Origin of the sequence: Gracilibacillus sp. D59 (genome assembly GCF_052246695.1) — a bacterium.
In the GTDB taxonomy this organism is placed as follows: domain Bacteria; phylum Bacillota; class Bacilli; order Bacillales; family Amphibacillaceae; genus Gracilibacillus.
Genome location: NZ_JBQQCK010000012.1, coordinates 61,820 through 84,857, shown reverse-complemented (window position 1 = coordinate 84,857; position 23,038 = coordinate 61,820). Strand labels below are relative to the sequence as shown.

19 protein-coding genes, 1 other RNA gene and 1 other annotated feature are annotated in these 23,038 nt (G+C 37.8%); of the genes, 3 read left to right on the top strand and 17 right to left on the bottom strand.

The window, feature by feature from the left end:
- Positions 1–6: 6 nt before the first annotated feature.
- The 8 genes from ACTWP4_RS17925 to cymR all read right to left on the bottom strand — a co-directional run bounded on the left by ACTWP4_RS17925 (position 7) and on the right by cymR (position 8,910).
- Positions 7–1,977, bottom strand: coding sequence for a polymorphic toxin type 15 domain-containing protein (locus ACTWP4_RS17925; protein ID WP_443130156.1), 1,971 nt, complete (start codon positions 1,975–1,977; stop codon positions 7–9).
- Positions 1,978–2,001: 24 nt separating this feature from the next.
- Positions 2,002–2,295, bottom strand: coding sequence for a YwqI/YxiC family protein (locus tag ACTWP4_RS17920; protein WP_443130155.1), 294 nt, complete (start codon positions 2,293–2,295; stop codon positions 2,002–2,004).
- Complete coding sequence (locus ACTWP4_RS17915) at positions 2,295–2,729, bottom strand: YwqH-like family protein (RefSeq protein ID WP_443130154.1); 435 nt, start codon at positions 2,727–2,729, stop codon at positions 2,295–2,297. Before ACTWP4_RS17915 ends, ACTWP4_RS17920 begins: the two co-directional genes overlap by 1 nt.
- 235 nt (positions 2,730–2,964) lie before the next feature.
- Positions 2,965–5,334 carry an SF1B family DNA helicase RecD2 gene (gene recD2 / locus ACTWP4_RS17910; RefSeq protein ID WP_443130153.1) on the bottom strand — a complete coding sequence of 790 codons (2,370 nt, stop codon included), beginning with the start codon at positions 5,332–5,334 and terminating at the stop codon, positions 2,965–2,967.
- Between the two features lie 18 nt (positions 5,335–5,352).
- Entirely contained in the window at positions 5,353–6,018 is a 666-nt protein-coding gene (locus tag ACTWP4_RS17905) for a tetratricopeptide repeat protein (protein ID WP_443130152.1), read from the bottom strand.
- A 188-nt stretch (positions 6,019–6,206) separates the two neighbouring features.
- Entirely contained in the window at positions 6,207–7,316 is a 1,110-nt protein-coding gene (mnmA, locus tag ACTWP4_RS17900; protein WP_443130151.1) for a tRNA 2-thiouridine(34) synthase MnmA, read from the bottom strand.
- A 13-nt stretch (positions 7,317–7,329) separates the two neighbouring features.
- A complete protein-coding gene (locus ACTWP4_RS17895; RefSeq protein WP_443130150.1) occupies positions 7,330–8,472 on the bottom strand; it encodes a cysteine desulfurase family protein in 1,143 nt (380 codons plus the stop codon).
- An 18-nt stretch (positions 8,473–8,490) separates the two neighbouring features.
- Positions 8,491–8,910 (bottom strand): cysteine metabolism transcriptional regulator CymR, encoded by a 420-nt coding sequence (gene cymR, locus ACTWP4_RS17890; protein WP_443130149.1) that lies wholly within the window; start codon positions 8,908–8,910, stop codon positions 8,491–8,493.
- Between the two features lie 194 nt (positions 8,911–9,104).
- Between cymR and ACTWP4_RS17885 the strand changes: the two genes are divergently transcribed.
- On the top strand, positions 9,105–10,367 hold the full coding sequence (locus ACTWP4_RS17885) for a replication-associated recombination protein A (RefSeq protein WP_443130148.1): 1,263 nt from the start codon (positions 9,105–9,107) through the stop codon (positions 10,365–10,367).
- 107 nt (positions 10,368–10,474) lie between these two features.
- On the top strand, positions 10,475–11,194 hold the full coding sequence (locus ACTWP4_RS17880; RefSeq protein WP_443130147.1) for an RsfA family transcriptional regulator: 720 nt from the start codon (positions 10,475–10,477) through the stop codon (positions 11,192–11,194).
- A gap of 721 nt (positions 11,195–11,915) precedes the next feature.
- On the opposite strand, the gene ssrS is transcribed toward ACTWP4_RS17880, so the two are convergent.
- From ssrS to ACTWP4_RS17860, 4 genes are all read right to left on the bottom strand, one after another.
- A non-coding RNA gene (gene ssrS / locus ACTWP4_RS17875) (6S RNA) lies at positions 11,916–12,111 on the bottom strand.
- 89 nt (positions 12,112–12,200) lie between these two features.
- Positions 12,201–13,952, bottom strand: a complete 1,752-nt coding sequence (gene aspS, locus ACTWP4_RS17870) for an aspartate--tRNA ligase (protein WP_443130146.1) — start codon at positions 13,950–13,952, stop codon at positions 12,201–12,203.
- A gap of 11 nt (positions 13,953–13,963) precedes the next feature.
- On the bottom strand, positions 13,964–15,226 hold the full coding sequence (gene hisS, locus ACTWP4_RS17865; RefSeq protein ID WP_443130145.1) for a histidine--tRNA ligase: 1,263 nt from the start codon (positions 15,224–15,226) through the stop codon (positions 13,964–13,966).
- A 57-nt stretch (positions 15,227–15,283) separates the two neighbouring features.
- Positions 15,284–15,499: a binding site (T-box leader), on the bottom strand.
- 50 nt (positions 15,500–15,549) lie between these two features.
- Entirely contained in the window at positions 15,550–15,723 is a 174-nt protein-coding gene (locus ACTWP4_RS17860; protein ID WP_443130144.1) for a hypothetical protein, read from the bottom strand.
- Between the two features lie 78 nt (positions 15,724–15,801).
- Here ACTWP4_RS17860 and ACTWP4_RS17855 point away from each other — a divergent pair, with 78 nt between their 5' ends.
- Complete coding sequence (locus tag ACTWP4_RS17855) at positions 15,802–16,755, top strand: N-acetylmuramoyl-L-alanine amidase (protein ID WP_443130143.1); 954 nt, start codon at positions 15,802–15,804, stop codon at positions 16,753–16,755.
- Positions 16,756–16,845: 90 nt separating this feature from the next.
- Here the strand turns inward: ACTWP4_RS17855 and dtd are convergent, their stop codons facing one another.
- The 5 genes from dtd to ACTWP4_RS17830 form a co-directional block, all read right to left on the bottom strand.
- A complete protein-coding gene (gene dtd / locus ACTWP4_RS17850; RefSeq protein WP_443130142.1) occupies positions 16,846–17,289 on the bottom strand; it encodes a D-aminoacyl-tRNA deacylase in 444 nt (147 codons plus the stop codon).
- Between the two features lie 18 nt (positions 17,290–17,307).
- A complete protein-coding gene (locus ACTWP4_RS17845; protein WP_443130141.1) occupies positions 17,308–19,512 on the bottom strand; it encodes a RelA/SpoT family protein in 2,205 nt (734 codons plus the stop codon).
- Between the two features lie 174 nt (positions 19,513–19,686).
- Positions 19,687–20,199 (bottom strand): adenine phosphoribosyltransferase, encoded by a 513-nt coding sequence (locus ACTWP4_RS17840; RefSeq protein WP_443130140.1) that lies wholly within the window; start codon positions 20,197–20,199, stop codon positions 19,687–19,689.
- Entirely contained in the window at positions 20,189–22,510 is a 2,322-nt protein-coding gene (gene recJ / locus ACTWP4_RS17835; RefSeq protein WP_443130139.1) for a single-stranded-DNA-specific exonuclease RecJ, read from the bottom strand. Before recJ ends, ACTWP4_RS17840 begins: the two co-directional genes overlap by 11 nt.
- Positions 22,511–22,566: 56 nt before the next feature.
- The gene (locus ACTWP4_RS17830; protein ID WP_443130138.1) at positions 22,567–22,896 is read right to left on the bottom strand and encodes a LapA family protein; all 330 of its coding nucleotides are present in this window, start codon (positions 22,894–22,896) and stop codon (positions 22,567–22,569) included.
- Positions 22,897–23,038: the final 142 nt, after the last annotated feature.

The following is a 23,038-nucleotide window of genomic DNA, read 5'->3' as shown; positions in this document are numbered from 1 at the left end:
ACCTCCTTAGTGTGTCAGTTTTACATTCAAATAGGTATTTTTAAGCTGTTCCTGCGTCATATTTTTCGCCATTTCTCTTATTTGTTCATCAACAACATCAATTCTATATTTCCATTGGGAACCAATTGAAGAATTTATTCCTTTATTCCCCATTCCACCAATAATTTCAGGATTTCCACCTGCAATCTGATCGGGATTATGAAGTGCTGCTTGGGTACTAAGCCATTCTTTCGCTTCTTTTTCTGCTTCATCAAATGACTTGCCATCAGCCATTAGTTCCATTAATTTATCAGAGAATGCTTCTTCTCGAGCTGTTTGTTGGGCAGCATTTCCCTCTAATGCTCGCCCTTCAGCTATATACCTTTCTCTATTTTTGAGGTAATCGTCTATAGTTAGTTCATTCATACCTTTTTCTTGGTCTTTTATTTGTCTTGCAAACTCTTCGGAGTCATGTTTATTATTTCTTTTAAAATTAACTTCAATTTCTTTTATTCTAGGTATATCATCTAAATGCTTTACATTACCCGTACGTTTAGTACCATTCGCTAATCCTTTTACACCCTCTCCCCTACCACTCTTCTTCGCAAACATCATATGGGTACCACCCATCGAATCCTGCACGACACGAACTTCTGGTACTTGCTCCTTCATCCATTTCATCGCATGATTTACAGACCATGGCTTTGGCGCCTTTGGTATCGTTGCGGGTAGCTTTGGATTAGGAAAGATGGTGGAAAGGCTGTTCTTGGCCTGCATGCGATCAACGGCTATACCTGCTCCACCGGCTCCAAACATAAACAGTGCTTGTGTTAGACTTTGGTTGCGCTTTTCCTCACTTAATTCATTACCGAACATGTCTTTTCCGGTTATGTATTCGCTGAATCCATTATAAGATGCCAGTCCATAAATACCATACTCTGTCTTCTGTAGTATATCAAATGCTTTTGTATTTTGATAGGCATCCAACACATGATCAGTAGTTTTTACACCTTTCGACACGGTGTAGATCGCTTTACCACCTTTCAATGCTCTTCCTGCCCAACCAACAATCGGAATGAATCCGGCTGCGGCCAATGATCCTGCTGTAATCCGTTCTGCAGTTGTTAACTTTTCACCTGTTACTGGATCAATTCCAGTTGATGCACGCTTGGCATCATAATAACCGGTTACTTCGCCAGTGAACGTACAAACTGTATCCCATGTTTTCTCGTACCAAGGGCGATTTTCCATTTCCTCTGCTTTCGCTAGTAACTCACGGTTTTCTTGTAATTTCTTTTGATAATTAAGATACGATGACGTCAGTTGCTTTGCATCTTTCTTTGCTTGGTGGATTTCACTTTGCAGATACATCACTTCATTAAAATGAACAGGCGATACTTCTCCCCCTTGTGATGAAGCATGAAGCATTTCTTGCATGAGGCCGACAATGACTTGTTCATGGAAAGAAGATTGATTATAATGCTCTACTAGGAGATGATCTAACTCCTGTACGTTCTTTTTTGTTTTTCTCCGTTTATTTTCTGCATCCTCCATCTGTTCTTCAAAATCACTTTTAGAAAATACTTCTAAGGAAACGAGGTCATTTACGCGAGAAAAAATCGATTGCAAATTAGATTGCTGGGCATCAACAAGATTGAAGGCCTTCGTAGTACTATTGGATAGTTCTCTTTCCAAAAAAGGAACATCTACCAACGTTTTACCACCTAATTCGAAATCCTCTGCCATTCCTTCTATACCTTTAAAAAAAGATATTTGCATATCAATAAAATTGATCCATGCTTCCACTACATCGATTTGGGCACGATAAAAAGCTTTAATCGCACTGGCACTCTTCCCGCGAAAATCATCTAAATCAACTATGTGCTGAAAAGCAGTTCGCAGTGATTCCAATTGCTCACGTAACGTCTCATATTCCTTAGCACGGGCTTCCACGGTTTCTACTAACGATTTCGTTTCTAAGGTTTGGGTTGAGCTCATCGGTTCTTCTCCCTTTCCGTTTCTCTATCTACCAATAGCTTCATCTTGTTCTTTCAGCATTCTGACATTTTCTCTTGTATCTGCTAGATTTTTTTCCACCGTCTCTATATATTGCAATAAAAATTCATGAATCATTTTTTCCCGTTCTAGCCATTCCTTGGTGAACTGCAGTTCGTTTTTACAATAGGTATCTTTTGGCTTCGGCAATTCTAATTGTGATAAGGATTGTCTAGCATTTTCGAGTTGGCCCATGACCGAATTGAAATGAAGCTTAATTTCCGTTCCACCACTGACAGTAGTACCTAACCTAATGTTCATTAGAACAACCATCCTTTTAATTCATTTACTTTTCTACCGAAATCCTCTAATGCTTCTTCCCCCTGATCCAGAAGACGATCGGCCTGGTAAGCAATCGAACTGGCAACATCTAACGTATTTTGCTGAAGCTGGAGTTGGCTTATTTCCCAATTCATCCTGGAAATGTAGTGATCATAATTACTTATCTTTCTTTTCATCACTTGGTATGCTTCGTCACGAAATTCATCAAATTTATTTGCCTCTGTGCCTTCCCATAATTGATCTAACGAAGGTTTTTTTATTTGTTTGATCTCCATGAAGGCTTGATCTTGTTCGTCCTCAATGTCACGTTTAGCTTCTTTTAAACGTTCTATCTTTTGGTCCACTTCGGCTGATCGACTCGAAATGATAGAAAAAGCATTACTTAAAAAATCTGAATCTGACAATCTCTTCACCTCCGTAACAATGACAACCTAGAACCATTCCATAACTATTCATCTAATAAACAATTATAAATAATAAATAGCAAAATAATCCAGAAAAAATATGTATTTATTGGAAAAACAGATATATTTTCCTATTATTTTTTATTCTTTTTATTTTGTAATACTTTTGAACCAGTTGAATATCTTTGACTCTTTTGCACACAAAAAAGCAGAGGTGGTTTAAACCACTCTCTGCACTATAGCTTTATTCCATAAAATCATATGGTGAAAAATCTTCTTGTCCTACCTCCACGGCAAGCAATTGTTCATCTGCTGTTAAATTCTGTTCGTCTTCATTTTCTGCCTGTTTATCTTTTACTTGAAATAATTCATGCAAGAAAGAAACCAGCGATGTGTATCTCTTGTTTGTATCTTCTGTTTGCACACCTCGTAAGAATGCCGATTTATCACCACACATGACAAGCGATTGTTTGGCACGAGTAATCGCTGTATAGATCAAATTTTTGCGCAGCATCCGGTTATATCCGGGGATAATTGGCAAAATAACAATTTGAAATTCACTGCCCTGTGACTTATGAATCGATGTACAATAAGCGTGCATTAAGTTCAACAGATCTGGTTTGGCATAGGCGACTTCTCTATCATCAAAGCTGACAACGACTTGTTCCTCTTGATCTACATTCTCGTCTTTTTCAAAAATGGCGACAACTTCCCCAATATCCCCATTGAATACACCGTCTTCCGGTTGATTAACAAGTTGGATGACTTTATCCCCTTTTCGAAATACGGTGTCACCGAAACGCATTTCTCTTCGGCCTTGTTGTGGCGGGTTGATTACTGCTTGGAGCTCTTCATTTAACCGATGAATACCTGCCTTCGATCGATACATAGGTGCTAACACTTGGATTTGCCGTAAGTCCACACCTTTATCGTGAGCTTTTTTCACTACCTGTGTCACAATATCGACAACCTGGTAATCCGGACAAGTCAAAAAGCTAAAATCATTAGCCTTTGTTAGACTATCTGGTTGTACATTATTATTTTTAATTTCATGGGCAAGCTGAATGATTTTGGAGCCCTCTTTTTGACGGTAGACTTCCTTCAAAGAGACGGATGCAACAACATCGCTCTTTAACAAATCAGCAAGTACTTGACCTGGTCCTACAGACGGCAATTGGTCTTCATCCCCAACAATTACAATTTGCATGTCATCTGGAATTGCTCGAAACAATTGATAAGCAAGCCAAATATCAACCATGGAAAATTCGTCAATGACGAGAATTTTACCTTCTAATTGATTATTCTCATCTTTATCAAATGTTTCATTTCCATCCCAACCTAATAAGCGGTGGATGGTAACACTGTCAATTCCTGTTGATTCCTTCATCCTTTTTGCCGCACGTCCAGTTGGTGCTGTTAATACAAACGGGTACTCTTCGTCATCTTTATAATCATCTTTATCTAACGAATGGTCATGTATCTCTGCATAAGCATTGATAATTCCTTTAATAACTGTTGTTTTACCAGTACCTGGACCACCAGTTAAAATAAAAATCTTCTCTGACAAGGCTGTCTCCAATGCTTGATATTGCTCTTTTCCATAACTTAAGACTTCTTCTTCCTCAATAGCACCTACTATTTTTAACAGTTCCGCATCCATAAATGCTCGTTCGATCTTTTTATCAGCAATTCGTTTAATTTGGGCACAAAAGCCAGTCTCTGAGTAATAAAGAGATGGTAAGTACACTTTTTTGTCCACTACAATGATTTGTTTTTCTTTATTTAACTCGACAATCTGAGCAGTCATTTTGTCAATATCGATCTGATTTGCTTCCCCATCTAATAACTGATCCATCTCATACAACAACTGATCAATTGGTAGATAAACATGGCCATCCTGAATACTGTTTTGCAAAATATAAATACATGCCGCTTGTAATCTTGTAGGGTGGTCAATCGGAATATCATTTTCTTTTGCCATTTGATCTGCTCGTATGAAACCAAATCCATCTACATCGAAAACAAAGGCATATGGATTGGTTTGCAACGATTCTAACGTGTTTTCTTTAAAAGCCGTATACATTTTTTGGGCCATCTTCAGACCGAAACCATATTTCGATAATGCAATCACAATATGTTCAAAACCTTGATTTTCATGGAGTATCTGATAGACTTTTTCTTGTTTGTCTTTAGCTAACCCTTTTACTTGGGACAGAACGGATTGATCATTAAGAATCTTAGTTAATGCTGACTCTCCTAAAGTATCGACAATTCGTTCTGCCGTTTTTTTACCGATACCAGGAAAAAGATCACTTGATAAATAGGCAATAACGCCTTCTTTTGATTCAGGCAGAAAACGTTGGTAGCTTTCCACTTGGAATTGACGACCAAAGCGTTTATGTTCGACAACTCGTCCATAAAACTCGTATGTCTCACCAGGATCTAAGCGACGAAAGTATCCTTTTACAACTACTTCTGTTTCATCGAATTGCTGATTTGTTTCGAGAATTTTGATCTTTGCAATGGAAAAATGCTCGTCTTTATTTTCAAAAATAGTATGAATCATTTCGCCTTTTATGAAATTTTTTTGTTCGACTGCATGGCCATTCTCCATTACAAAGACCTCCATTTCTTACTGTTCTTCTTCGAGCATTTTTTCAATTTGCTTTTTACCATTACCAGCTAACAGGTGATCAGGTTGAATTGCAAGTGCTTGATTAAAATGTTCCAAAGCCTGATCAATATTTTCGTCATATAGTGCGATAACTCCTAAATTATAATGAGCATCACTATGTTCCTTTTGTAATTCTAATACTTTTTTAAAAGTAGATTTAGCATAATCTAGTTGTTGTGTTTGGGCTAGCGCCAATCCATACTGAAACTGAACATCGACATCTTCTGGACTCAACTCACTTGCCCGCTGCAGATATGGAAGTGATAATTTAAATTGCTCGTCGTATAAAAACGTCATTCCTAACATAAAATACGGATCCGCTTCTTCCAAGCCAAGACTAATTGCTTTCTGGAATTGCTCCTTTGCCGCATCGAAATTTTCTTGTTCAAAATCAACATTACCCAAACCGTAGTAGGCTGTCGCAGCTTTTTCATCAAGCTTTGTTGCCTTTAGGTAGAATCGTTGAGCTCGCTCATAATCTTTCATATGTAAAAGTAGATTGCCAAAGTTTATATAATGAACGGGATCTTGCGGATTTTTTTCAATCGCATCTGTGAAGTATTGTGCTGCTTCTTCCAGCTTTCCTTCTTTCATATACTGTATCCCTTGGTCAATTTCTGTCATGTTAAAACCTCCTGTTGTTATTTTAGCTCAATTGTGAATTAGCGTGCAAGCACAGTCTAATAAATGGGTGTAATGTGCTCGTTTTTCTTATTTAGTGATGGACCGAACTGTTTTACTTTTCTTGTTTTTGTCTTTCATCCTTCTTTTAAGACAAAGGGGACAGCACGTAAGCATGCTGTCCCTCTTCATCAACCTACATAATCTAAATATTTATCGTCTTTAATCACTTCATCAATTGTACCGCCACCCAAACAGACTTCATCATGGTAAAAGACGACTGCTTGTCCTGGTGTGATCGCACGTTCCGGATTATCGAATACTACCTTTGCAGTTCCATCTTCATTAGGATATACGGTTACTCCATTATCTTCTTGACGGTAACGGAATTTTGCCGTGCAATGGAAAGTTTCTGTCGGTACTTGATTAATCCAGTTGATATCCGTTGCAATCAGTGCATCGGAATATAATGCATCATTATGGTAATCTGCTCCAACATAAAGCACATTGTCTTTCAAGTTTTTTCCTACTACAAACCATGGACCACCTGGACCGCCGATACCAAGTCCTTGACGTTGGCCGATCGTGTAATACATCAGACCGTCATGTTCACCTTTAACATCACCATCTAGTGTCATAATTTTGCCTGGTTGTGCTGGTAAATACTCACTTAAAAATTCTTTGAAATTTCGTTCCCCAATAAAACAGATTCCTGTACTGTCTCTTTTGTTCGCTGTAGCTAACCCGTTTTCTTTGGCAATACGTCGTACTTCTGTTTTGGGTAAGTGCCCCAGTGGAAACATAACTCTTTTTAATACATCTTCTGACAGTTGATTTAAAAAGTATGTTTGATCTTTATTATCATCCACACCACGTAACATTTCTACACGATCACCATCATGTCTTACTTGTGCATAATGTCCTGTTGCTACATAATCCGCACCAAGTGATAGTGCATGGTCAAGAAATGCTTTGAATTTAATTTCTTTATTACACATCACATCAGGGTTTGGCGTTCTGCCTGCTTTGTATTCATCTAAAAAGTAAGTAAACACTTTATCCCAATATTGTTTTTCAAAGTTGACAGCATAGTAAGGGATATCAAGTTGATTACATACACGTACAACATCATCAAAATCTTCCGTTGCAGTACATACACCAAATTCATCGGTATCATCCCAGTTTTTCATAAAGATACCGACAACATCATAGCCTTGTTCTTTTAACAGAAGGGCTGTTACGGATGAATCGACACCACCGCTCATACCGACAATTACACGTGTATCTTCATTTTTTTTCATTATTTTCACCACCTTAGTTTGTCAGTCTGTTGACGATTTTCGCCACTTTCTCTGCTGCCTCTGTTACATTCTCGTGATTGTTTGCTAGTCCAAAACTAAAGCGAATCGAATTAGTCGTGCAACTACTTTCTTCAGTAAACATCGCGCTTAACACATGGGAAGGTTCAACCGACCCTGCTGTACAAGCACTTCCACTTGATGCTGCTACACCACTCAAATCAAAATTGGTTAACAGCGCTTCTACATTGGTTCCTGGGAAGCTTACGTTAATAATGTTTGGTACACGTTCACTTTTTTCACCGTTTAATGAAAAGTCGACATTCTGGTCACGCAGTATTTGCAAAAAGAGATCACGATACTCTTGATATTGTTGATACCGTTGTTCTCGTTCTGTCTGTGCAAGCTGAATTGCTTCTGTAAAGCCGGCGATCGCTGCAACATTTTCCGTACCTGGGCGACGTTTACGCTCTTGTTCTCCACCATGCTGTAAGGCTTGTAACGTTACATCTGGATGAACATATAAAAACCCTAAACCTTTTGGACCGTTTATCTTATGAGAAGAAACGGTTAATAAATCTACCTTAAGTTCCCCAACATTGATCGGTAACATACCATATGCTTGGACAGCATCGGTATGAAAAAAAGCTTGGTGTTCTTTTAACAATTCACCAATATCTGCAATCGGTTGGATAACACCTGTTTCGTTATTCACCATCATAACCGTGACAAGAATCGTATCATCACGTAAAGCCTGTTTCAATTGTTCCAGATCAACGGCACCATGTTCATTGACATCTAAATAAGTTGCTTCAAACCCTTGTTTTTCAAGGTTTTCTACCGTGTGTAATGTCGCATGATGCTCCATTTTTGTTGTAATAATATGCTTTCCCATGGCTTGATTAGCAAGAGCAACTCCGGTTATCGCAATATTGTCCGCTTCCGTTCCGCCACTTGTAAAAACAATATCCTTTTCGGAAGCATGAATAGATTGAGCTGCAACGGAACGTGCTTTATCTAAAACCTGTCTAGCTTTTCGGCCAAATGAATGAATACTAGATGGATTACCGAAATTCTCATGTAAACTTTCGGTCATCACTTCGGCAACTTTTGGGTGTACTGGAGTTGTCGCTGCATGATCTAAATAGATAGCTTTCATCACTTTCAACTCTTTTCTTTAAATGTAGAACATATAAGGATCTTGTACACCTTTTTCCCCATAAGTAGACAAGTCCTCTAATGTGGTTGTATCAAGTACGTCTTTTACTGCGTCACGAATTCTGATCCAAAGCTCTTGTTTGGCTGGTTCTTCCTCTTCTATTCCCTCAACCGGTGTGATCGGTCCTTCTAAAATTCTGATTATGTCGCCAGCAGTAATCTCATTTGGTTCTTTTGCCAGTATATAACCGCCATATGCACCACGAACACTTTTCACTAAGCTCGCATTTCTTAATGGTGCAACTAATTGTTCTAAATAGTGCTCCGATAAATTATTTTCTTTGGCTATACTTTTTAACGACATCGGACCATTGCCGTTATTTTTTGCAAGTTCGATCATAATTGTAAGTCCGTATCTCCCTTTAGTCGATATCTTCATTGTTACACCTCATTTTTCCCCTTCAAAATATCCATATACAATGTTCGTCATTAGTTGTTATTATAGCATGAATGATATACTAATTGCAGAACAATTCTAAGTAAGTTACTAGTCATTACATACTTGCCTATATTAAGAAAGCAGAAAAAAAATGTCAAGTTGCTTGCTCTAGATGTGATAGAAAGGATGTTACAATGGCGAATCAACCACTTGCTTTTCGAATGCGACCAAAAAATATAGATGAAGTGATTGGACAACGACATTTAGTCGGGGAAGGGCATATGATCAGGAGAATGGTTGAAGCAAACCGTCTTCATTCCATGGTATTTTACGGTCCACCCGGGACAGGGAAAACTTCGATGGCGATCGGAATTGCCAATAGTTTAGATATTCGATACAAACTATTGAATGCGGCAACCGATAGAAAAAAAGATATGCAAATAGCTGTAGAAGAAGCGAAAATGTCAGGGCAGCTCGTCGTTATATTAGATGAGGTACACCGTCTCGATAAAGCAAAACAAGACTTTCTTTTACCACACGTTGAATCGAACTTAATCACATTAATTGGCTGTACAACGGCAAATCCTTATCACTCGATAAATCCAGCGATTCGTAGCCGTTCGCATATTTTTGAACTTTATCGTTTGGAACCTTCAGATATTATGGAAGCATTAGACCGTGCGATTGCCGATGAAGAAAATGGTTTAGGTGAGTTGCCGTTAGTTGTCGAGCAAGAAGCGAAAGAACATTTTGCCAATGCTTGTAATGGTGATTTACGGTCAGCCTTAAATGGACTTGAGTTGGCTGCCTACTCTACACCACGAGATGATGAACAGATCGTGATTGATTTAGCGAATGCCGAGGCTTGTATGCAAAAAAAGAGTTTCTCGCATGACAAAGGCGGAGATGCTCATTACGACGTATTATCAGCTTTTCAAAAATCAATCCGTGGCAGTGATGTTGATGCTGCATTACATTATTTAGGTCGATTGATTGAAGCTGGTGATTTAGAAAGTATAGCTAGAAGAATGCTGGTTTGTGCATATGAAGATATTGGACTCGCGAATCCTCATGCTGGTCCAAGAGCTTTAGCTGCAGTAGAGACTGCTGAACGTGTCGGCTTTCCTGAGGCACGTATTCCTTTATCAGTGGCGATTGTCGAGTTATGTTTATCACCAAAGTCTAACAGTGCTTATTCGGCGTTGGACGCTGCACTTGCTGATATTCGCAGTGGTGATACCGGTGAAATACCTTCCCACTTAAAAGATGCACATTATACAGGTGCCACGGCACTCGGTCGTGGAATAGATTATAAATATCCACATGCATATGATAGTGGTTGGGTAAAACAACAATATTTGCCTGACAAAATCAAGCATAAGCAATACTATCACCCTAAGGAAACCGGTAAGTTTGAGAAAAATTTACAACAAATATATCAAAAGTTGAAAAAATAGTGTTTAATTCACTCCTTTTCTGGTCAGAATAGCAAATAAGTTAATCTATTCGCATGATTATAAATCTATTAATAAAAATGACAGAATCAGACAAGGAGTGAATATACATGGCGAAAGTACGTCAAGATGCTTGGTCACATGAAGATGACCTATTGTTAGCAGAAACTGTATTACGGCATATTCGGGAAGGGAGTACACAATTAAGGGCTTTTGAAGAAGTAGGTGATAAATTAAACCGAACTTCTGCTGCCTGTGGATTCAGATGGAATGCTGAAGTAAGACAAAACTATGAACAAGCTGTACAAATTGCGAAAAAACAACGAAAAGATAGGAAAAGAGCTCTGGCAAACCAAAATAATGTTTATACACCACCTAATGTACAAACTAGTCAACAAGAAAATGAGACAAATAGAACGATTGAAGAAGAAGTATATTCCATGTTAAATTGGAGCTCTAATCGGGAACAAACTCAACCGCAAACTACTCCTTCCTCAGAGTCATATCAGGAGGAATATAGTATAGATCTTGATCAAGTGATTCGATATTTGCAGTACCTGAAGAAAGAGCAAAAACTAGCACAATCTTCAAAAGCAAGTAATCAAAAGCTAGTACAAGAAAATGAGCAACTGCAAAACCAATTAGAGGCTGAACACAAAAGAGCAAAAGAACTAGAAAACGAATTACAGACAATGAAAGAAGACTACCAAGCCTTTATGCAAATCGTCGAACGTGCTAGAAAGATGGTAGTGTTTGAAGAAGAGGAATCACGGCCGATTCCAAAATTCCGTATGGATAAAAACGGAAATTTAGAACAAGTCGCAAAATAATTAAGTAAAAGCAGCTATCTTCAGTAGCTGTCTTTTATTTTGTTCCCGTATAAATATGGGCGTGTTGAGCCTCGTCCACGAAGTGCCCTAGATAAAAAAGAGTTGCTTACTGGTAAAAAAAGGATTAGTCACGCTTAGGACCTTGGGTGAAAGTCATCATAGGCTCGCTTTTTCTCAGTGATTCCTTTATCTTAATAGATTCTGAAGTCACTACTTATCTAATCGGGCACTTGTGTTTTGTTCTTCTTATTTCCGAGAGCTTTCTTCAAAGACAGTTTTTCGATTTTAGTATTTCTTTGTCCGCGAGAGCCGTTCTCGAAGACACTTTTCATATTTTTGCTATTCTTTTGTCCTCGAGAGCCGTTCTCGAAGACACTTTTTCCATTTTTGCCGTTCTTTTGTCCTCGAGAGACATTTTCGAAGACACTTTTTCCATTTTTGCCATTCTTTTGTCCTCGAGATCCGTTCTCGAAGACACTTTTTCCGTTTTTGCCATTCTTTTGTCCTCGAGATCCGGTGTTTTACTACAATTTTACCTACTAAGTTAAATCGAATCCATCCGTAAAAACTAATCAGAATATCTACACTTCCAAATCACTTATACCTTAATATCCTTACCATTTCGGTTTGAAACTCCTCAAATTTATCTGTACTAATCCTTTCAACAATTAACATATAGAAAAGACACATCATAAAAATGATGTGTCTGTTAATTTAATTCGACAATCCCAATCGTGCCGTCGTGGTGATGAAGTTTTGATCCCGCTCCTAGCAGGTGGGTGCCCTGTCCTATACTTCATGCTTCCGCTATTTTTAAATAAGTAAAGCGGCATGCACACCATATAAGAACTCCAAGCTCCCGAAGTTAATGGTGTTCGGTCAAAACGTCCATAAAGCGACGAACACATCAGGATTTTTTGTTATCTTTAACTTAATTAAATAATAGCATATCGAATAATGGAATTCAAGGGAATTACTTTACAATCCTTTAACCATTTCTTTACAATTATTTTAATTTTAAGTGCAATTCATTTAATTGTTTGGTATCAACAGAGCTTGGTGCGTCTGTCATCGGATCTGACGCTGATGCTGTTTTCGGGAACAAGATGGTGTCACGTAAATTTGTACGACCTGCAAGTAACATAATGAAACGATCAAATCCGAAGGCAATACCTCCGTGTGGTGGAGCACCATATTCTAATGCATCAAGTAAGAACCCAAATTGAGATTCTGCTTCTTCTTTCGTAAATCCAAGTTTTTCAAACATTTGGTTTTGCATTTCTCGTTGATAAATACGAAGTGATCCTCCACCTAATTCATATCCATTTAGTACTAAGTCATACGCTTGAGCGCGTACAGACCCAGGGTCGTTTTCTAATTTATCAAAATCTGACTCAAATGGCATAGTGAATGGATGATGTGCTGCATGATAGCGTCCTTCCTCTTCATCATACTCTAATAATGGCCAGTCAGTAACCCAAAGAAATTCAAACTTACTTTCGTCAATTAAATCATGGTCTTTAGCCAACTTCATACGTAATGCACCTAAAGTATCGTATACAACTTGTTTTTTGTCAGCTACAAAGAACAGAATGTCCCCTGCTTCGGCATCGAGCATACTACGGAATTGTGCTTGTTCTTCCTCAGAGAAAAATTTCGCAATTGGTCCCACTAAGGCTTCTTCCTCTACTTTTAGCCAAGCTAAACCTTTTGCGCCATAAATTTTTGCAAAGTCTGTCATATTGTCGAGATCTTTACGTGAGTAATGATCAGCTTTTCCTTTTAGGTTAATAGCACTTACTTTTCCACCATTTTCAACCGCTTGGCGGAACACTTTAAATCCTGACTCTTTTACTACTTCAGAAAGATTGACTAATTCCATCTCAAAACGTACATCTGGTTTATCTGAACCGAAACGCTCCATTGCTTCATCATATGGCATACGATGGAATGGTGTTTCAATATCTAAACCTTTCACATCTTTCATTACTTTTTTCATCATGTTTTCTGTCATTTCTAAAATATCGTCCATTGACATGAAAGATGTTTCGATATCAATTTGAGTGAATTCCGGTTGACGATCCGCACGTAAATCTTCATCACGGAAACAACGAGCAAATTGATAATACTTTTCAAATCCTGCAACCATCAATAATTGTTTAAACAATTGTGGTGATTGTGGCAATGCATAAAAGTAACCTTCGTGAACACGACTAGGCACTAAATAATCGCGTGCACCTTCTGGAGTACTTTTTGTCAGCATAGGTGTTTCCATTTCTAAAAAGTCTTCGCTGTTTAAAAACTCGCGAATTGACTGTGTTGCTTGGTGACGTAACTTAAATGTTTCCTGCATTACTTCACGACGTAAATCGAGATAACGATATTTTAATCGAATATCTTCTGATACATCGATGTCATCTGTTAACGTAAATGGAGGTGTTTTTGCTTCATTTAACACGTTGATTTCACTTACGATTACTTCTATATCACCTGTATCGATTTTTGGGTTTACCGTGTCAGCATCTCTTTCTACTACTTTCCCTTTCACTTCAATTACATATTCACTGCGGACACTGTCTCCAATCTCATGTGTTTCTTTTCCATTTTCTGCATTAAAAACGATTTGGACAACGCCTGAGCGGTCACGTAAATCAATAAAAATAATTTCGCCAAGATCACGACGTTTTTGTACCCAACCTTTTAATGTAACTTCTTGATTGACGTGATCTTTACGTAAAGTTCCTGCTAAAGTACGCATGATTTTCCCCCTTATAAAATCCCTTGCATGTGTTCTGTTAATTGATCTAAAGCAACTGTTTCTTGGTTACCAGTCTCCATGTTTTTTACAGCGATTTGCTTATTAGCTAATTCATCATCACCCAGAACAAGTACATATTTTGCTTGAAGGCGATCAGCTGCTTTAAATTGCCCTTTAAATTTCTTTCCTTGATAATCCTTTTCTACCTGAATACCTGCTTGGCGTAATTCATTAACGATTGCTGCTGCTTTTAAATTGGCAGCATCCCCTAATGACACAACATAACAATCAAGCTGGCTGTCAATTGGCAACTCTACGCCCTCAGCCTCTAATGCCATCAATAGACGTTCAATACTTAGCGCAAAACCAATTCCAGGTGTTTCAGGTCCACCAAGATCTTGAACAAGTCCATTGTATCGGCCTCCACCAGATAATGTGGTAATAGCTCCAAACCCTTCAGCATTACTCATAATCTCAAATGCGGTGTGATTATAGTAATCAAGACCACGTACTAAATTTGGATCCACTTCGTATGGTATATTCATTGCATCTAAGTATGCTTTTACCTTATCAAAATAAGCTTCTGATTCGTCATTTAAGTATTCTAATATAGATGGTGCATCTTGCATTTTTGGATTTTCGCGATCTTTTTTGCAATCTAATACACGCAACGGGTTTTGTTCTAAGCGTGTCTGACAGTCACCGCATAGTTCTTCTTTGACTGGTGTAAAGTGATCGATTAATGCTTGACGATGATTCTCTCTACTTTCCTGATCTCCTAGACTATTGACGACAAGCTTTAATGATTGTAGCCCTAATGTTTGATAAGCATTCATTGCCAGTGAAATTACTTCTGCATCAATTGCTGGATCAGCGCTACCTAAGGCTTCTACCCCATATTGTACAAACTGTCGCATTCTGCCTTGTTGAGGCCTTTCATACCGGAACATTGGTCCGATATAGAATAGTTTTGTTGGTTGGTTTGGTGAACCAAACAATTTATGTTCAACAAAAGAACGAACAACAGAGGCCGTTCCTTCTGGTCTTAAGGTAATGCTTCGATCTCCCTTATCCAAAAAAGTATACATTTCTTTTTGAACAATATCCGTTGTATCACCGACACCGCGCTGGAATAATTCAGTATGCTCAAAAATTGGTGTGCGAATTTCTTTGTAGTGATAATTCTTACTAAGTTCCTTCAATTTTTCTTCGACATATTGCCACTTTTCCGTCACACCTGGCAACAGATCCTGAGTACCTCTTGGTGCTTTCATTCGATCTCCCCCTTACATGATATAGATAATTGGACACAAAAAAACTCCCACCCCTAAAAAAGGGACGAGAGATTACCCGTGTTGCCACCCTAGTTGAAGTATTACTACTTCCACTCAAACAGTTAACGCCTGCATACGTTTATACCTACTCTATTCGGCACAAAACCTCCGGAATGTCTTTCACATGAGTCAGCTAGCAAGAATTCTTTCAGCCGTGGGAATTCTCTCTCTTTCCTACTGGATCTCCGCTACTTTTTCCTTCACTGGTTTTACTATCAGATCATTTGAATTTACTATATCATAATCGTTCGTGAATGTTTTTGTCAAGTTTGTTTTCGGTTTTTCGCTAATTTTTGAGTAGAATGCAGAGGGATATCAAATTGTGCTGCAATTTCTGATTGATAATTCCGCAATTGAAATTCAGGAAAATGAGGTCCATTTTTTGTATACTGGTGATTTGTTGCTGCTTTTCTGTTATGTTTGTAATGAGTATGCAATTTTTTCCATCCTTTTTTACTTTTTATGATAATTCCGTTAAGATAATAGTGAACATATACGAAGGAGCGGTACCAAAAGTGAAAAGAAAAATCTTTTTCCTAACAATCATCAGTTTTGTATTTATTTTCTCCATATCTTTACTTATCTATGCAAAAGATGCTCAAATTGATGGAGAAAACTTAAATGTCAGAACTGGACCCGGAACAGAATATGATGTAATTACACAAGTAAATCCTCCTGAGAATTACCCTATTCTTGAAGAATCTGGTGAATGGACTAAAATAGATTTAGGAGATAGTCAAGGATGGATACACCAGGACTACTTTTCGGTTATAGAAGAGCCAGAATCGGATGAGAATTCAAAAAGTGATGATAAAACTGATGCCCCTGATAGCAAGAAGGAAGTTGAAAGTTCGGATAATGGAGAACAAAGTGACGATAGCACAGATTCAACTACAGATACTGAGAAAGATAACAAGTATTTGGAGCAGACCCTTGCCGGTAAAAAAATTGTATTAGACCCCGGTCACGGTGGAAGGGATGTTGGTGCTATTGGAACTTCTGGAGGTTATGAAAGCACCTATACTCTAAAGACAGCACAAATATTACGTAATATGTTAGAAGAACAAGGGGTAGATGTATACCTTACCCGTAGTAATAATCAATATGTTCCATTAACAAGTAGAACTACACACGCCAATCTTGTTCAAGCTGATGTGTATCTTAGCCTTCATTATAATAGCACACCGGAGTTACCAGACGTTCGAGGTATTGACACATATTACTTATCAGATCGTGATAAAAAGCTTGCTGAGTATGTACACTACGGAATTATCAATGAAACTGAAATGAATAATAGAGGGATTGAACAACGGGATTTACACGTATTACGGGTTAATCATCGCCCATCATTACTATTAGAGCTTGGTTTTATTTCGAATGAGACGGAGGAAAGAAATATTCAATCCAGAGCGTATCTTGAAGCTATAAGCAGAGGAATCATAACTGGGTTAGAACAATATTTTAGATAAAAAAAGTCGTGTTGGTATTCAACACGACTTTTATTTGGACTGATATGATAAAGTAATACTTCATTCAACGTGGACTATTGTTTAATAAGCCTATCTCCCGCTTTCGAGGATCATTGTGACGGGGCCATTGTTTGTTAGGTTTACATTCATGTTGGCACCAAACTGACCAGTTTCAACTTCGATACCTTCTGCTCTCAGTTTTTGGTTATACTGTTCGTATAGTTTTTCTGCATAATCTGGTTTGGCTGCTTGCATGAAGTTAGGTCTTCTGCCCTTTCTTGCATCTCCGTAGAGAGTGAATTGTGAGATCGAGAGTACACTGCCACCAATATCTTTGAGAGATAAGTTCATTTTCTGATTTTCATCTTCAAAAATGCGTAAATTAATTGTTTTGTTGACTAGGTAATTAACATCTTCTTCTGTATCTTCATGTGTTACACCTACTAATGCAACGTACCCTTTATTAATTTGGCCAACAACTTCATCATTTACTGTCACAGAAGCGTCTGCAGCTCGTTGTAGTACTATTTTCATGCTATTTCTTCCCGCCTTTTATTGAATCGTTCTTTTAACTGTATAAACGTCTTGAATTTGTTTTAAGCGATCGACAATTCGACGTAAATGATTAATATTATGAATTAAAATAGTCACATTAATTATCGCGATTTTGTTACGGTCAGAACGTCCATTAACTGCAATAATATTTGTTTTCGACTCATTGATGACTTGTAATACATTATTTAATAACCCACGACGATCATATCCAGAGATTTCTATATCTACATGATAGGATTTTGATTCCGATTCTGTATTTTCCCATTCGACGTGAATTAAACGGTCTTCCGCTTCATTTGTCTGTACATTTGGACAGTTCTGACGGTGGACAGAAACACCTCGGCCTTTAGTAATATATCCGACAATATCATCGCCAGGAACCGGATTGCAACATTTAGATAAACGAATCAACATGTTGTCGACGCCTTCCACTCGCACACCGGAATCTCTTTTTGATTTTTTCTTTATCGATTGGCCGCTAGCATTGACTTCCTCGATCGTTTCTTCGATATCTTTTGCTTTTTCTTGTTGCTCACGGATTTTCTCTGTTAGTCTGGTCACAATCTGAGCTGCGGTAATTCCATGATACCCAACCGCTGCAAACATATCTTCTTCTGTGCCAAAGCTGAATTTTTCCAAAGCCAGCTGAATATTTTCCTCTGTTAATATTTCTTTCGGTTCATGCCCCGCTTGTTTTAATTCCTGCTCCACCATCTCGCGACCATTGGAAACATTTTCGTCACGACGTTGTTTTTTGAAAAATTGTTTTATTTTATTTTTGGCTTGAGAAGTTTGTGTCATTTTCAACCAATCTTGAGATGGTCCATAGGAATGCTTTGATGTCATTACTTCAACAATATCGCCATTTTTTAATTGGTAATCAAGTGGCTCCATCTTCCCGTTGATTTTAGCGCCTATTGTATGATTACCGACTTCTGTATGGATTTTATAGGCAAAATCAATTGGAACTGATCCTCTCGGTAATTCAATTACATCGCCTTTTGGAGTGAAAACATAGACCATATCTGAAAAAAGGTCTACTTTCAGTGACTCCATAAATTCTTCAGCATCATTTGCGTCATTTTGCCATTCTAAGATTTCTCGGAACCATGCCAGACGATCTTCATTAGACTGTTGAGTAGTATTAACCTTTTTACCTTCTTTATATGCCCAGTGTGCGGCGATCCCGTACTCGGCAATTTCATGCATTTCCTTTGTTCGTATTTGCACTTCTAATGGAGCGCCTTTTGGTCCGATCACCGTGGTATGCAGGGATTGATAAAGGTTTGGTTTCGGCATTGCGATATAATCTTTAAAACGTCCGGGCATAGGCTTCCAACAAGTATGAATAATACCCAAAACGGCATAGCAGTCTTTAATACTAGAGACGATAATTCTTACTGCTAGAAGGTCATAGATTTCATTAAATTGTTTCTTCTGCAACATCATTTTACGGTAGATACTGTATAAGTGTTTCGGTCTCCCAGAAAAATCAGCTTCAATATTGACGTCATGCAATTGTTTTTTTACTTCTTCCATTACTTCGTCGATATAATGTTCACGTTCTTCACGCTTCTGTTTCATTAAGTGAACGATACGGTAATACTGTTGGGGATTTAAGTAACGTAGTGCTGTATCTTCCAATTCCCATTTAATAGCAGAAATACCTAAGCGATGCGCCAATGGAGCAAAAATCTCTAACGTTTCGTTCGAGATACGTCGTTGCTTTTCAGCAGGTAAATGCTTCAAAGTCCGCATGTTGTGCAAGCGGTCAGCAAGTTTGATTAAAATCACACGAATATCCTTTGCCATCGCGATAAACATTTTGCGGTGATTTTCAGCCTGTTGGGCTTCTTTTGACATATATTTAATTTTCCCGAGCTTCGTGACACCGTCAACAAGCATTGCAATTTCTTCATTAAATTCTGATTCTAAATCTTCAACGGTCACAGATGTATCTTCTACAACATCATGTAAAAAACCACCAGCAATTGTCTCGGGATCTAATTTTAAATCTAGTAAGATTCCAGCAACCTGAATTGGATGAATGATATATGGCTCTCCTGATTTACGAAATTGTCCTTCATGTGCTTTTTCCGCATAATCATACGCACGCTTAATTAAACGTATATCTTCATCATTTAAATAACTTTTAGCTTCTTCAAATATATCTTCAGGCGCTAAGATTTTATCCTTTGCCATATAATCACCTTTTACTATTAGACTAACCACGTTATAAAACGTGTTTTAACTATCATACCAAAAATAAAGCAAATTTTCCTCCTATTCCTTTCATTTCTCGACATTTTACGTTCTTTTCATTAAGGAACGTTCACAATAAAAAAGCAGAGCACTCATTTGAGTACTCTTTGTTTTTTAATATTCCATTAAAGTTAATACATCATAGCCATCCAATTTATCACGACCATTCAGGTATTTAAGTTCGATCAAGAATGCACAGCCAACTACTATGCCGCCAAGTTGTTCTACTAAATTGATGGTTGCTTCGATTGTTCCACCTGTTGCTAATAAGTCATCGGTAATTAACACACGTTGTCCCGGTTTGATCGCATCTTTATGAATTGTTAATACATTTTCACCATATTCTAATCCGTAGTCCACTTTAATCACTTCACGTGGAAGTTTGCCTTCTTTTCTAACCGGTGCGAATCCGATTTCTAATGCATAAGATACAGGACAACCAACAATAAATCCTCTAGCCTCAGGTCCAACAATGATGTCAACATCTTTACTTTTAGCATATTCAACAATTTCATTAATAGCAGACTTATACGCTGGACCATTATCCATTAACGTTGTAATATCTTTAAAGCGAACTCCCTCTTTAGGCCAATCTTCCACTACCGTAATATACTTTTTATAATCCATAAACCATTTCCTCCTCATGTATCTCAGCTTTCATTTGCTCAGATATCCATGTTTTTAATTGTGTGTATGATGAATAAATAAATATTTCTTCTAGCTCCATCCATTTTTTTCTGTCTTGATAAACCTGTGCCTCTGTTAAATCTTTTTTAGATGGATTATCAGCTGGCACAATCAACCCTTCCTTACGAGTTACAAAATCAAGTTCATGAAAAACCTGGAACATAAATTTAATTTTCTCTAGTTTCCAACCTTTAAATTGAGCTAGTTTCGGTGCATCTATTTTATAATCAAAATATTTTCGCTTTAACATTAACTGATAGAGCCATTTAAATTCTTCTCTTGTTGGTAATGCCCGAAAATAATCACTATCACCGGTTGGGAAACATACCATTAACCGTTTAAAGTCTACTTTTTGTACGAGCTCCTGAATATCATCTAACGTTTCAGGAAGATCGAGTAAATATAGAGCTTCAATGGTTTGGTTAAGATTTAATACTGTTTCCTTATCACAAACAGGTACATGCTCATGTTCATTTCCTTGAAAACTTACAAAATAGTTATTATCAAGGTTAGCATCCAACTGTTGGTGCCAATTCTTCATTCCTCTATAGTCAAAAAGTTGCCAACTGGTCACAGCTATATCTTTTATCATCATTTGCGGCTTGCGGATCCCATTCCATTCATTGACTTGCAATTCACCTACCACTTCTATTGGCGTCTGTTTAGCAAGGAATGGTACCTTCTCACCAAGCCCGAATCCGATACTGTCTATTTGTACACCAGCGTCCACAAATTTCATCTTAAGATGGTTTTTCGTTGCACCTATTTGTCGAATATCAGATGGGGTTGCCTCGATATGAAAAAGCGGTTTTGGATTTGCCATCCCAAATGGTGCTAATTGGTCGATCGTTTCTAACAGCCCCATATCAATATCACTGATGGATAATTTGCCACTGACAGTCAGTTGTGGCTTGTAATCATCTTCGGTTAATTGTTCTAGTGCTAATTGATCTAATTTTTCTTCCAACTCAGCAACATTTTCTGTTGGTAACGTCATACCGGCTGCTTGAGCATGCCCGCCAAAATGTGTAAATACATCCCTATGCTGCATACAATTTTGGAACATGTCGAAGCCATCAATACTTCGGGCAGAACCCTTTGCCTGATTTGTTTCCGGATCAATGGAAAGAACGATAGCTGGTCGATAATAATTTTGGACAAGTTTTGATGCAACAATTCCGAGCACACCTGGATTCCAGCCTTCTTTTGCCACTATGATAACACGTTTTTTTTCATCGGATGCCTCTAACATCTCTATAGCTTCTTTCGTTATATCTGCAACAATTTTTTGCCTTTCGGTATTTAATTCCTGCACATAATTAGCCGATTCCTCCGCTTCAGCAGGATCATCCGTTAACAAAAGATCGACAGCTAAATTCGCATCTTGTAAACGTCCAACTGCATTTAGCCGAGGGCCAATTCTGAAGCCAATATCTTCTTCTGTAACATTTCCTTCTATTTGGCATAGCTTTTTCAATGCTTTAATTCCTTTACGCTCAGAGCGAGTTAATACTTGTAAACCATAGTGTACAAGTATCCGATTTTCATCAATTAATGGAACTAAGTCAGCAATCGTTCCTATAACAACTAGATCGAGAAATTTTTCCGGAAAATATCCTAGTAAATGCTCGGCAAATTTAAATGCAACACCAACTCCTGCTAATTCCTTAAAAGGATAGCTTTCTGAACATTTCGGGTGAATAATTGCATAAGCATCAGGCAGTGCTTCTTGTACCTCATGGTGATCCGTAATAATGACATCTAAACCTAATTCATTCGCAACCGCTACTTCATCAATTCCAGCAATCCCATTATCTACAGTGATAATTAGTTGAAACCCTTGTCGATGAGCTTCACGAAATGCTTCTTCATTGGGACCATAACCTTCAGTGAAGCGGTTTGGTATATAATAATCACACATGGCACCAATTTCACGTAAAGCCTCAACCATAACGGTAGTCGACGTCACACCATCGGCATCGTAGTCTCCATATACAAGAATACTTTCCCCTACTTCGATTGCTTGTTTCACCCGGTTAGCTGCTTTATCTATTTGGGAGAAACCACTCGTGTTGTGAAGTTGATCTAAGCTTGGGTTAAGAAAGTTTTTTGTCTTTTCAGCTGTATCGATTCCTCTTTGTAACAATAGTTGTTTAATTACAGGAGAAACTTTTACATCTGCTAAACTATCTATATTTGCTTTGTCTTTATCGTTATATGTAAAAATCCAGTTTGATTGACTCTCTAACATAAATTCACCCCTGACTCACTTATTATACAAAAGTGTATCAAGGGTAGCAAACAGAATTATTTTACTGTATCGTCGTTTTCTGTTATAACTGTAGTTTCCGATTCCTCTGTTCCAGCTTCTACGATAGGATTTTCATGTGCTCTTAAAGCATTTATTTCTTTTTTGGCAACTCTTAATTCTTTTTGCAAACGAATCACGCGAAGAACTCCAACCGCAGCAGTTATAATTGCTCCCATTAAAACGGAAAATAAAATCACGAGAATAAGAGGTGCATGACCTGTTCCAAATAGATAATTTACTTCCACGGCATCCACATTAATTACAGCAAAAATAGCGATAATGACTGCGAATACAACAGCTAAAATAATATATGTTTGTCCTTTCATATGCTACCTCCTTGTTGATGTTCATTACAATAAGTTAAGTATATAGGAATTTTCAGACAATGTCGATTTATGTTGCTATTTTGAATGGATAAAGTGCAGTGTTCGCTTTGCTGTGAATCTTTATTGATATTATTATCAAGTT